This window comes from Pseudoduganella flava (genome assembly GCF_007830495.1).
Taxonomy (GTDB): domain Bacteria; phylum Pseudomonadota; class Gammaproteobacteria; order Burkholderiales; family Burkholderiaceae_D; genus Rugamonas; species Rugamonas flava.
In genome coordinates, this window is the sequence record NZ_VLKW01000012.1 from 1 (window position 1) to 12,008 (window position 12,008).

At 64.5% G+C, this 12,008-nt stretch carries 9 protein-coding genes and 1 pseudogene; 3 read left to right on the plus strand and 7 right to left on the minus strand.

Annotated elements, in window-relative coordinates; all coding sequences use genetic code 11:
- The 4 genes and pseudogenes from IP92_RS24545 to ssb all read right to left on the minus strand — a co-directional run.
- Positions 1–650, minus strand: a pseudogene (locus IP92_RS24545) (heme utilization protein); the annotation flags it as partial.
- Positions 651–1,462: 812 nt separating this feature from the next.
- A complete protein-coding gene (locus IP92_RS24550) occupies positions 1,463–2,350 on the minus strand; it encodes a hypothetical protein (RefSeq protein WP_145880266.1) in 888 nt (295 codons plus the stop codon).
- Between the two features lie 5 nt (positions 2,351–2,355).
- Complete coding sequence (locus tag IP92_RS24555; RefSeq protein ID WP_145880268.1) at positions 2,356–2,541, minus strand: hypothetical protein; 186 nt, start codon at positions 2,539–2,541, stop codon at positions 2,356–2,358.
- A gap of 131 nt (positions 2,542–2,672) precedes the next feature.
- Positions 2,673–3,179, minus strand: a complete 507-nt coding sequence (gene ssb, locus IP92_RS24560; protein ID WP_145880270.1) for a single-stranded DNA-binding protein — start codon at positions 3,177–3,179, stop codon at positions 2,673–2,675.
- A 351-nt stretch (positions 3,180–3,530) separates the two neighbouring features.
- Here ssb and uvrA point away from each other — a divergent pair, with 351 nt between their 5' ends.
- Positions 3,531–6,383, plus strand: a complete 2,853-nt coding sequence (gene uvrA, locus IP92_RS24565) for an excinuclease ABC subunit UvrA (RefSeq protein WP_145880272.1) — start codon at positions 3,531–3,533, stop codon at positions 6,381–6,383.
- 33 nt (positions 6,384–6,416) lie between these two features.
- On the opposite strand, the gene IP92_RS24570 is transcribed toward uvrA, so the two are convergent.
- Together IP92_RS24570 and IP92_RS24575 are read right to left on the minus strand one after the other, a co-directional pair.
- Positions 6,417–7,028: a 2-hydroxychromene-2-carboxylate isomerase gene (locus IP92_RS24570; protein ID WP_145880274.1), complete on the minus strand. Its 612-nt coding sequence runs from the start codon at positions 7,026–7,028 to the stop codon at positions 6,417–6,419.
- A gap of 214 nt (positions 7,029–7,242) precedes the next feature.
- A complete protein-coding gene (locus IP92_RS24575; protein ID WP_145880276.1) occupies positions 7,243–7,857 on the minus strand; it encodes a TetR/AcrR family transcriptional regulator in 615 nt (204 codons plus the stop codon).
- Between the two features lie 102 nt (positions 7,858–7,959).
- Here IP92_RS24575 and IP92_RS24580 point away from each other — a divergent pair, with 102 nt between their 5' ends.
- Complete coding sequence (locus IP92_RS24580) at positions 7,960–8,715, plus strand: ZIP family metal transporter (RefSeq protein ID WP_145880278.1); 756 nt, start codon at positions 7,960–7,962, stop codon at positions 8,713–8,715.
- A 118-nt stretch (positions 8,716–8,833) separates the two neighbouring features.
- Complete coding sequence (locus tag IP92_RS24585; RefSeq protein ID WP_145880280.1) at positions 8,834–11,242, plus strand: catalase; 2,409 nt, start codon at positions 8,834–8,836, stop codon at positions 11,240–11,242.
- 30 nt (positions 11,243–11,272) lie between these two features.
- On the opposite strand, the gene IP92_RS24590 is transcribed toward IP92_RS24585, so the two are convergent.
- Positions 11,273–11,809 carry an ankyrin repeat domain-containing protein gene (locus IP92_RS24590; protein ID WP_145880282.1) on the minus strand — a complete coding sequence of 179 codons (537 nt, stop codon included), beginning with the start codon at positions 11,807–11,809 and terminating at the stop codon, positions 11,273–11,275.
- Positions 11,810–12,008: the final 199 nt, after the last annotated feature.

Sequence of the window (12,008 nt, forward strand, 5' to 3'; positions counted from 1 at the left end):
GCCTTCACGTCAGCCGTTTCCATCGCCTGGACCATGTCGGTCGTCAGGCCGGCGATTTGTGCCGAGGTCAGAGCGCCGGCTTGTGCCGTCGTCAGGGCCACGACTTGTGCCGAGTTCAGCGCGTCGATCTGGGCCGAAGACAGGCCGGCGAGCGCACGGGTAGCCAGCGCAGCCAGGTCAGCCGTCGGCAGCGCAGCCAGCACGTCGGTCGACAGTGCTGCCACTTGTGCCGAGTTCAGGCCGGCAGCTTGCGACGTCGTCAGGCCGACGATCTGCTCGGAAGTCAGGCCGTTGGCGATGACGGAGGTGCTCAGCGCGCCGATCTGGCCGCTGGTCAGCGCGCCGAGCTGGGCAGAATCCAGCGCACGTACTTGAGTGGTAGTCAACGCTGCAATGACGCTCGTCTTCAGCGCGCGCAAATCAGCAGTTTCCAGTGCGCCGACTGAGTCCGTCGTCAGGCCAGCAATCTGGACGCTGTTCAGAACGCCGACTTGCTGTGTTGTCAGCGCGGCGATCTGGGCGGTGGTCAACCACCCTGCCTGGGCGGAAGTCAGCGCCGCTATCTCCTCCGTGCTGAGGCCAGCAATCATGGTAGTGGTGAACGCGGCTATCTGATCAGAATTTTTGCCGGGAATTAGGATGGCACTCATGTATTTCTCTCCTGAATACTAAAAAACTGCGGAATTTTTCTGCTTTGGGGCGCTGGGCGCCGATGTCGTTACGTGTCGTAGTGGCAATCCGTCTGCATATCTCCGCAGCCAATTAGCAATGAGCTCTGCGACGCTCGAGTTTGTTGCCTATCGACAAAATTCATCCAAACTTTAGTCATCGCGACCTCACCGGGTTCAACACTATCCTGAAAGGATTGGTAAAAAATCTAATGGTTTTGTGTGCTCTTCTGCAAGAAAATGAGCCAGGAGACAACAAAACCACCCTGAGAACGCATTTCCCCGCAGACACAAAGCGACGGCTTGAAGCCCATCATTAAGCCAAGCCGCATCTTTTTGAGCGGATTACTTGCCCTGCCGAAACACAAGGCAGCCTCGCCAGTATAGCTGACTGCGTTTCCTCAAGGCACATTTTTTTGCTTCTGGTTTCCTTTTTAGAATCAGTCAGTTGGGTGAGGGCGACACTTTCTGTAGCAGTATTGTTAGTACCACAAGGAAATGACGGGATCATGAACTGAACCGTTAACACGTGCCGACACTAGCGAAAGTGGGTACTTACTTAAAATCCTCGGAATGTGCACGAGCGTGCGCGAACAGCGCCTTGGCGAGAGGCGGAGAAGTTGTCGATTACGCATATTCGATGAACAATCGCCGTGGCCATCGCGTTAACTTCTGGTTGCGACGTGCGCCGGCAGCGATCCGGCGCGCGCCATCCGCCTGCTGCCGGTCCGGGTAAGTGATCTGGAGGACAACGCCCCGCCCTGGCGCCGCCGGCCGAGGCGGGCGAACGTGGTCTACTTCTTACGCCAGAGATAAAGCGTCATCATCGAGCCGAAGGCCAGCGCCACCCACGGGTAGCGTGCAAGGATGTGGGCCGATGCAAGCAACAGCACGGTCAGCCCTGCAGCCGTCAGCACGAGCCCGAGTCGCCGTGCCCATTTCGGCAGCGGCGCAGGCTCGCCCGTGCCAGCGGCCGCGGCGACCGGGCCAGTCGCCGCCACGCTGCGCTGCGCCGGTTCCGGCGTCAGACGCGCAAGCAGCTGATCGTCGAGAGTATCGGGGGTGCCGCGGCTTTCGTTGGCGCAGCGCAGCAGGACTTCGACCACCCAGCCATCGAGCCGGGCGCCCCAGTTGTCGCTTTCGGCCGCAGCCTGCGCGCCCAGGTTCTGGTAGGCGCTGTTCTCATTCTTGGGATTACGCTCGTCGGCCAATGCCGCCTGCTCGTCAACGAGCGTCCCCAGGAGCCGATGGGCCGGCGCGCCGGACTCTGTGGCCGGGAACAGCGGCAGGGCCTCCCACGTGTCCGACCGACGGGGAGTGCGGAATGGCTCGGCACGGGCGTTTTGCGTGGAGACGGAAATTGCGAGATCCGCGCCGATGGCGGCCGCGAGCGTCTTCCAGTTCGTGGCGGGCACGTCCAGGGTTCCGGCGCGCTCCTCGATGCGCCAGTAACTGTGGACGTCAGTGGAAGACGCTGCCGAGTGCAGGTACCGGTCGAGCCACCCTGGCGCCTCTTCCTCGACTGTCGCCAGACGATCCCAGGCCGGGCGCTCTCGCCCGGCCGCCCACAGTTCGTGGCGCTCGGCATGGTGCACGACGATCACGCGCTCCCCGTCGCAGATGGCGGGAATGACAAGGCCCAGCTCGGCGGCGAGGTGCAGCGACAGGCGTAGCGCCCCCACGTCCTTCAGCTCGCAGAGCCATAATGTGAAGTCTCCGCAAGCAATGCATTCTCGGCAAGGTCGCGAAACTGTACCGTTGCCCCTTCGAATACGTTGTGGCGGTACCAGTCATCCAGTGCAACGTCGCCGCGCAGGTATAGCGTGCCATAGCTGACCAGCGCGACCTCGCGCAGGATCGGTTCTCGATACAAACATCCTCCCTGGAATGATGGCGCGCCAGCGCTGATCACTGTCCGCCACCACAGGCAGTGCGATGCGGCACGCCGAATGAAAAACGGCCCGGATACGTCGTATCCAGGCCGTCGAAGTAAAACTTGCGTTTTTAGAACGGAATATCGTCATCCATATCCGAGAAGTTCGGTGCCGGCTTTGGTGCCGGCCGTGGTGCCGGAGCGGCTGCCGCTTGCGGACGCGGGGCCGGACGGCTCGGCGGCGCGTCGTAACCCATGTCGTCACCCCCGCCCATGCCCATCGAGTCGCCGCCGCCCATGCCCTGGCGGCCGCCCAGCATCTGCATTTCCTGCGCGATGATGTCGGTGGCGTATTTCTCGACGCCGTCCTTGTCCGTGTACTTGCGGGTCTGCAGGCGACCTTCGACGTAGACGGACGAACCCTTCTTCAGGTACTGGCCCACGATCTCGGCCAGGCGGCCGAAGAACGAGATGCGGTGCCATTCGGTGATTTCCTTCTGCTCGCCCGTGTTGCGGTCCTTGCTGCGGAACGACGTGGCAACGGCAATATTGGCGATGGCATCGCCGCTCGGCATGTAGCGAATCTCCGGGTCGCGGCCCAGATTGCCGACGATGATGACTTTGTTGACAGATGCCATGTAGGTACTCCTGCGTGAATTTTTTTACCAAAGAGTGATTATATGACAGGGCTGAGACGCCACAGCTGAAATTTTCCAGCCCTGCTCAGCACCGTTCAGCCTCTTTTTGCGTCGTTTCGACGGCAAGACGAGCAGCGGTTTTTGAATACTGGTATTATATACAGTATTTGCCAGCCACGGCCTCGTTCGCAACATGATGCGCATCAAATTGGCTGGGAGGGCTTGAAAACGGGTGTGCGCGGCAGCATTGTGCAGGTTCGTCCGTTCCCAGGCCTCCCGCCGCTTTGCGAAGCGCCCACAGGCCGACCGTTCTGGCCCCATCCGTCCGGCACACTCAAGGCATACATACACATGGAAGAAATCCGCATTCGCGGCGCGCGTACCCACAACCTGAAGAACATCAACCTCGATCTGCCCCGCAACAAGCTGATCGTCATCACGGGGCTGTCCGGCTCGGGCAAGTCGTCGCTGGCGTTCGATACGCTGTATGCGGAAGGCCAGCGCCGCTACGTCGAGTCGCTGTCGGCCTATGCGCGCCAGTTCCTGCAGCTGATGGAAAAGCCGGACGTGGACATGATCGAAGGCCTGTCGCCGGCGATCTCGATCGAGCAGAAGGCCACGTCGCACAACCCGCGCTCGACGGTGGGTACCGTGACGGAAATTCACGATTACCTGCGCCTGCTGTATGCCCGCGTGGGCACGCCCTATTGCATCAACCACCCGGACCATGCGCTGTCGGCGCAGTCGGTATCGCAGATGGTCGATGCCGTGCTGGCGATGCCGGAAGGCACGAAGCTGATGATCATGGCGCCCGTCGTCGCGAATCGCAAGGGCGAGCACGCCGACCTGTTCGAGCAGATGCAGGCGCAGGGCTTCGTGCGCTTCCGCGTGCAAAGCGGCACGAACGACGCGAAGATCTATGAAGTGGACGACCTGCCGAAGCTGAAGAAAACGGAGAAGCACACGATCGACGTCGTGATCGACCGCGTCAAGGTAACGCCCGAGATCAAGCAGCGCCTGGCCGAAAGCTTCGAGACGGCGCTGCGCATCGCCGACGGCCGCGCGGTCGCCTACGACATGGATGCCGGCACCGAGCACGTGTACTCGAACAAGTTCGCCTGCACCAGCTGCGGCTATTCGCTGCAGGAGCTGGAGCCGCGCCTGTTCTCGTTCAATAACCCGATGGGCGCCTGCCCCGAGTGCGACGGCCTGGGCCACATCGAGTTCTTCGATCCGAAGCGGATCGTCGCGTTCCCGAACCTGTCGCTGGCGTCCGGCGCCGTGAAGGGCTGGGATCGCCGCAATCAGTTCTACTTCGCGATGCTGCAAAGCCTGGCGAACCATTACGGCTTCGACCTGGACGTGCCGTTCGAACAACTGCCCGCCAATGCGCAGAACGTCGTGCTGCACGGCTCTGGCAAGACGGCGATCCCGTTCGCCTACATCAACGAGCGTGGCCGCACCGTCGTCAAGGAGCACACGTTCGAGGGCGTGGTCAACAATCTCGCCCGCCGCTACCGCGAAACGGATTCGATGGCCGTCAAGGAAGAGCTGGCGAAGTTCATCAACGAGAAGAAGTGCCCAGCCTGCGCGGGCGCGCGCCTGCGCGTCGAGGCGCGTCACGTGAAGGTGGGCACGGGCCGGCAGGAGAAGGCGATCTACGAGATCGCCGAGAAGCCGCTGCGCGACACGCTGTCGTTCTTCGAACAGTTGAAACTGAAGGGCGCCAAGCGCGACATCGCCGACCGCATCGTCAAGGAAATCACGGCGCGCCTGACGTTCCTGAACAATGTAGGTCTCGACTACCTGTCGCTGGACCGTTCGGCCGACACGCTGTCCGGCGGCGAAGCCCAGCGCATCCGCCTCGCGTCGCAGATCGGTTCCGGCCTGACGGGCGTGATGTACGTGCTCGACGAGCCGTCGATCGGCCTGCACCAGCGCGACAACGACCGCCTGATCGACACGCTGAAGCACTTGCGCGACATCGGCAACAGCGTGCTCGTCGTCGAGCACGACGAGGATGCGATCCGCACCGCCGACTACATCGTCGACATGGGCAAGGGCGCCGGCGTGCACGGCGGCGACGTGATCGCGGCCGGCTCGCTGAAGGAGATCCTGAAGAACAAGGAATCGCTGACGGCCAAGTACCTGAACGGTTCGCTGAAGATCGAGGTGCCGAAGAAGCGCACGGTCGCCGATCCGAACAAGCAGCTCGTCATCACGGGCGCGCGCGGCAACAACCTGAAGAACCAGACGCTGTCGGTGCCGGTCGGCCTGCTGACGTGCGTGACGGGCGTGTCCGGCTCCGGCAAGTCCACGCTCGTCAACGACACGCTGTACCCGGCGCTGTCGCGCCACCTGTACGGCTCGCAGACGGAACCGGCGGAGCACGATTCGATCAGCGGCCTGGAACACTTCGACAAGGTGATCTCCGTCGACCAGGCGCCGATCGGCCGCACGCCGCGTTCCAACCCCGCGACTTATACGGGCGTGTTCACGCCGATCCGCGACCTGTTCGCGACGGTGCCGACGGCGAAGGAACGGGGCTACAGCGCCGGGCGCTTCTCGTTCAACGTGAAGGGCGGCCGCTGCGAGGCGTGCCAGGGCGACGGCGTGCTGAAGGTGGAGATGCACTTCCTGCCGGACGTGTACGTGCCGTGCGACGTCTGCCACGGCAAGCGCTACAACCGTGAAACGCTGGAAGTCCATTACAAGGGCAAGAGCATCACGGAAGTGCTGGACATGACGGTGGAAGATGCGCACGAGTTCTTCAAGCCCGTGCCCGTCATCGCCCGCAAGCTGCAGACGCTGCTCGACGTGGGCCTCGGCTACATCAAGCTGGGCCAGAGTGCGACGACGTTGTCCGGCGGCGAGGCGCAGCGCGTCAAGCTGTCGCTGGAGCTGTCCAAGCGCGACACGGGCCGCACCTTGTACATCCTGGACGAGCCGACCACCGGCCTGCACTTCCACGACATCGACCTGCTGCTGAAGGTGATCCACCGGCTGCGCGACCAGGGCAACACGCTCGTCATCATCGAGCACAACCTGGATGTGATCAAGACGGCGGACTGGATCGTCGACCTGGGGCCGGAAGGCGGCGCCGGCGGTGGCCGCATCATCGCGGCCGGCACGCCGGAAGAGGTGGCGAAGAATCCGGACAGCGTCACCGGCAAATACCTGGTACCGCTGTTGAAGAAGAAGTGATCCCAAAAGGGCCGCCGCGTGCGGCCCTTTTTTTCAGGCCACGGCCCGCGCCGCCGCCAGCCACTCCTCCAGCTGACCGAAACGATCGAAGCCCCAGAACGGTTCGCCGTCCGGGGTGATCGTGTAGGGCACACCGAACACGCCGCGGCGCATCGCTTCCTCGCTTTGGCGCTTGAAGGCCTCCTTGATCGTTTCGCTGCGCAGGCCGAGCGTCAGCAGCGTGCCGTCGATGCGCTGCTCGCCGGCGAGGTAGCGCAGCTCGCGCTCGTCGTCGATGTCGATGCCTTCAGCGAAGTACGCTTGCAGGCAGCGCCGCGCGAACGCGGCTGCCGCATCCTCCCCGTGCTTCTGTTCGATCCACAGCATCGCTCGCGGTGCGTTCAGCAGCAGGCGCACCGGCTGCTCCGGCTCGCGGTACACGATGCCGTGATGCCGCGCGGTGCGCTGCAGGTCGCGCAGCACATAGTCTCCTTTCAGCGGGACCAGCGGCGACGGCACCGCGCCCGTCACCTTCAGCATGCCGGCCAGCAGCACCGGCCGCCAGCGCACGGTGCAGTCATGGCGCGCGGCCAGTTCGTCGATCCGCATGGCTGCCAGGTAGGCGTAGGGCGAAGCGAAGTCGAAGTAAAAATCGATGGCGTTCATCGTGTCTCCTCTCTTGGATGCGTCAGTAGCACAGGAAATCGTCGTTGGAATCGGGGATCGCGCGCAGCAGGTCTGCCACGCTGAAATACAGGATCACGGCCGCGGCGGGCAGCGCCAGCAGCGATAACAGAGGCAGGGACATTTTGAACTCCTTTTCGCACACATGTGCGAAACTTGTGCCGAAAAAAGCGGGGCACACGGCCCCGCGGCCAGGTCATTCCAGTTCGTTGAAGCTCTTGTACGTCGAGATCAGGCGGTTGAACGCCCTTTGCATCCGTTTCGGCGCCGTGTCGTCGTGCAGGAAGCGCACGTCGTGCATCACGCCGATGATCAGGCTGTAGATCTCGAACACCAGTTGTTCGGGATCCGTATCGGGGCGCAGGTGCCCCAGCTCCATCGCCTGCAGCACCGTCTTGCGCAGCGACGCGCGCCACCGTGCCACGCCCTGCTCCACCCGGTCACGCAGCGGCGCATCCAGGTCGTCGAATTCGAACGCGCCCGCCGTGTAGAGGCAGGAGCCGCGCGGCGCTTCGTCGCTGACCTTCTTCAGCCACAGGTTGACCTGCGCGATCAGCCGCGGCAAGCCTTTTGGCGCCTGCAGCGCCGGCATGAAGACCTCGTCGGCGAAGCGGCGGTCGTACTCGTCCAGCACGGCGCCCTGCAATGCCTCCAGCGAGCCGACGCGGGAAAACACGCCGCTCTTGCTGATGCCCGTGCGCTTGGCCAGCTCGCCCAACGACAGCTTGCCGATGCCTTCTGCCGCGGCCATGTCCATTGCCGCGTCGACGATTGTCGCGTAGGTGCTTTCGCTCTTTGCAGTGCTGTTCATGCAAGCACTTTAGCACACGTGTGCGAAATAGCAAGCACCGCGTGCGCCGGCGGTACGGACGAGCGCCTACACTGTGCTGGCCAACAGGAACAAGGAACGCATATGCCATTGTGGGCGCAGGCGGGAGGATGGGGTTTCGTTGCCGGCGCGGCGCTGCTGATCGGGGCGGCCGCCGGCTACTTCGTGCGCGTGCCGCAGCGGGTGATCGCCGCCATCATGGCGTTCGGCAGCGGCGTGCTGATCTCGGCGCTGTCGTTCGAACTGATGGACGAGGCATTCCGCCATGGCGGCTTTCGCGCCACCGCGATCGGCTTCATCGGGGGCGCGGCCGTGTACACATTGGCCAACCGTATCCTTGCCGCGTATGGCGGCAAACACCGCAAGCGCTCCAGCGGCCGGCAGCCGGCAGCGGCCGACGACAGCGGCAGCGGCACGGCGATCGCCGTCGGCGCGCTGCTGGACGGCATCCCCGAATCGATCGTGATCGGGCTGTCGATGCTGCACGGCGGCGCCGTCAGCATCGTCGCCGTCGTGGCCATCTTCCTGTCGAATATTCCCGAAGGCCTGTCGAGCGCCGCCGGCATGAAGGGGGCCGGGCGTTCGCGCGCCTACATCTTCGGCATCTGGGGCGGCATCGCCGTCGTCTCCGGCCTGGCGGCGGTCGTCGGCTATGTCGTCTTCCAGCGCTTTTCGCCTGCCGTCGTGGCGGCGACGACCGCGATCGCAGCCGGCGCGATCCTCGCGATGCTGGTCGATACGATGATCCCCGAGGCGTTCGAGGAAGCGCACGATTACGCCGGCCTGATCACCGTGGCCGGCTTCCTTGCTGCATTCGCCTTGTCCAAGCTCGGCGGCTGACACCCGCACCCTTGGCCTGCATCAGCATCTTCCTACCTCAACCGGGCAGACTCGTCCATTGAAAGCGTCGAGACACGCATTGAAGTGGCTCAATGGAAATTGTTTGATGGAGGTAGCGATGGGAACAGACAAGCACTGCGGCCGCCTCGATGGCGCCGGTTCCATCCTGAGCACGATCTCAGGCCCTTCCGAAGGCGAGCCGCCGAAAAGCCTTGGGCAGCACACGCCGGAATCGATCCGGTTGCTGGACAAGGTGGAGGCCAGCCAGGACCTTGCGGCGGACATGCCGTTCAATCCGACCAAGCCGGCCGAGTACGGCGACGATTCCGTCATCCCGCATGAGGGGGCGCACGAGACGCCGTCGATGCCGGTGGCCACCGCCAGCACGACGACGGAAAACATCGGCTCGCGCAAAGTGGGCGATGGGCTGCCGTCGATCGGCCACAATCCGCTGAACTGTCCGCTCGACCGCGTGCGCGTCGACGACAGCGGCCGCGAGCTGACGACCAACCAGGGCGTGAAAGTATCCAACAACCAGGACACGCTGAAGATCGGCCTGCGCGGCCCCAGCGCGCTGGAAGACTTCATCTTCCGCGAGAAGATCACGCACTTCGACCACGAGCGCATTCCCGAACGGGTGGTGCACGCACGCGGCTCGGCCGCGCATGGCTATTTCGAAAGCTATGGCGACCTGTCGCCCCTGACGCGCGCCGCGCTGTTCTCGAAAGCGGGCAAGCGCACGCCGGTATTCGTGCGCTTCTCGACCGTGGTCGGCTCGCGCGGTTCGGCCGACACGGTGCGCGACGTGCGCGGCTTCGCGACCAAGTTCTATACCGAGGAAGGCATCTGGGACCTGGTGGGCAACAACATCCCCGTGTTCTTCATCCAGGACGCGATGAAGTTCCCGGACCTGATCCACGCCGTGAAGCCGGAACCGCACCACGAGATGCCGCAGGCTTCCAGCGCGCACGACACGTTCTACGATTTCGCCGGCCTGTCGCCGGAGATCTTCCACATGCTGATGTGGGTGGAGTCGGATCGTGCGATCCCGCGCAGCTACCGGATGATGCAGGGTTTCGGCGTGCACACGTTCCGCCTCGTGAACGCAATGGGCGAGGCGCATTTCGTGAAGTTCCACTGGACGCCGATGGCCGGCACCCATTCGCTCGTGTGGGACGAAGCTGTGAAGCTGGCGGGGGCCGATCCCGACTTCCACCGCCGCGACCTGTGGGAGGCGATCGAAGCCGGTTATTTCCCCGAGTACGAACTGGGCATGCAGGTGTTCACCGAGCAGCAGGCGGCCAGCTTTGGCGTGTTCGACGTGCTCGATCCCACCAAGCTCGTGCCGGAGGACCTGGTGCCCGTGCGGCCCGTGGGCCGGATGGTCCTGGACCGCAACCCGGACAACTTCTTCGCCGAGACGGAGCAAGTGGCGTTCTGCGCCGCCCACGTGGTGCCGGGCATCGATTTCACGAACGACCCGCTGCTGCAGGGACGCATCCACTCGTACATCGATACGCAGCTGACGCGCCTGGCGGGCCCGAACTTCCACGAGATCCCAATCAACTCGCCCGTCGCGCAGGTGCACAACAACCAGCGCGACGGCTTCCACCGGCAAGCGATCCACCGCGGCCGCGTGGCCTACGAACCGAACTCGCTGGCGGGCGGCTGCCCGTTCCAGGCCGGCGCGCGGGGCTTCGTCACGTTCCCCGCGCACGAGGCGGGCGACAAGGTGCGCGGCAAGCCGGAGCTGTTCGGCGAGCACTATGGCCAGGCGCGCCTGTTCTGGCACAGCCAGTCGCCGGCGGAGCAGCGGCATATCGTCAACGCCTACCGCTTCGAACTGACGCGGGTGCAGACGCCGGCTGTGCGCGAGCGCATCGTCGCGGGCCTGGTCAACGTGGATCCGGCGCTGGCCCAAGCGGTAGCCGCCGACCTGGGCATTCCCGTGCCGCCGCCGCTGCCACGTGCGACGGAACTGCCGATCCCGCACTACCCGCCGTCGCCATCGCTGTCGCTGCTGGCCCGGCCCGGCACGCTGGGCATCAAGACGCGGCGCATCGCGCTCCTCGTGGCCGATGGTGTCGACGGCGCGCAGGTCAGGCACCTGTATGCGTCGCTGTTGAAGGATGGCGCGCAGCCGCGCATCGTCGGGCAGAAGCTGGGCGCCGTGCAGACGCTGGAGCACTGCCCGCTCGAGATCGAGATAACGCTGGAGACGGGGCCGTCGGTGCTGTACGACGCGGCGGTCCTGCCGGCCGGTTCAGCCGCCAGCAACAAGCTGGCGCAGGACCCGCGCGCGCTGGAATTCATCCGCGACCAGTACCGCCACGGCAAGGCATTGCTGGCACTGGGCAGCGGCATCGAGCTGCTCGATACCGCCCGCATTCCGCGCACGTTACCGGACGGCGGCGCGGACCCGGGCCTGATCGTCGATGGCGATCCGCACGATGCGCTGGCGGCGTTCAAGGCCGCGGTGGCACGGCACCGCGTGTGGGCGCGCGAAACGGATCCGCCGCGCGTTTGACGTCACGCCCTTGACGTCAAGCCCTTGACGTCAGGCGTCCGGCGCCAGCAATGCCGCCGTATCGGCCGCGCCCATCTTGCGGGCCGCGGCCAGGATCGACATGCCGGTGGCATCGACAGCGTGCGGGTCGGCGCCTCGGTCGATCAGGAGCCGGGTGATGTCGACGCGGTTGAACATCGCGGCAAACATCAGCGGCGTCTTGCCGTCGCGGCCCCGGCCGTCGACCTGGGCGCCATGATCGAGCAGCAGCGTGGCGATCGCCAGGTCGCCCTTGAACGCGGCCCCCATCAGCGGGGTCTGGCCTGCATCGTTCTGCAGCTCGGGATCGGCGCCCCGTTCCAGCAGCACGCGCGTCGTGTCCGGGTGGCCGTTATAGCTGGCCAGCATCAGCAGGCTGTCGCCGCGCTCGTTGCGCAGGTTCGGTGGCAGGCCCTGCGCCAGCAACGTTTCCAGCTCCGCCGTCTCGCCGCCACGGGCCATCTGGAACACCTTGCGGGCAAACGCCAGCGTCTCGTCGTCGAGCTGGCGGGCGTCCGGCGTGGGACGGGAAGATTCCTGGTCGTGCATGCTGTGCTCCGTGAGGTTGGTTATCCGGCGCATCTTACACCGCGCGCCGGCAGCCATATTTCCTCCAAAATGGGGACAGACCCCATTTTTCCGCCAATATTTCCTCCGATCGGCGTCATACCCCGCTTTTGGGCAACTAATCCTCGCGGGAATAAAAAAAGCGCGCACCTCGCGGCGCGCGCTTTCAATGAACCGGTCG

What these genes read in the sequence shown, in the direction of transcription:
- ssb (WP_145880270.1), bottom strand. Translation starts at nt 3,179, where the DNA reads ATGGCATCTGTCAACAAAGTCATCATCGTCGGCAATCTGGGCCGCGAC.
- uvrA (WP_145880272.1), top strand. Translation starts at nt 3,531, where the DNA reads ATGGAAGAAATCCGCATTCGCGGCGCGCGTACCCACAACCTGAAGAAC.
- IP92_RS24570 (WP_145880274.1), bottom strand. Translation starts at nt 7,028, where the DNA reads ATGAACGCCATCGATTTTTACTTCGACTTCGCTTCGCCCTACGCCTAC.
- IP92_RS24575 (WP_145880276.1), bottom strand. Translation starts at nt 7,857, where the DNA reads ATGAACAGCACTGCAAAGAGCGAAAGCACCTACGCGACAATCGTCGAC.
- IP92_RS24580 (WP_145880278.1), top strand. Translation starts at nt 7,960, where the DNA reads ATGCCATTGTGGGCGCAGGCGGGAGGATGGGGTTTCGTTGCCGGCGCG.
- IP92_RS24585 (WP_145880280.1), top strand. Translation starts at nt 8,834, where the DNA reads ATGGGAACAGACAAGCACTGCGGCCGCCTCGATGGCGCCGGTTCCATC.
- IP92_RS24590 (WP_145880282.1), bottom strand. Translation starts at nt 11,809, where the DNA reads ATGCACGACCAGGAATCTTCCCGTCCCACGCCGGACGCCCGCCAGCTC.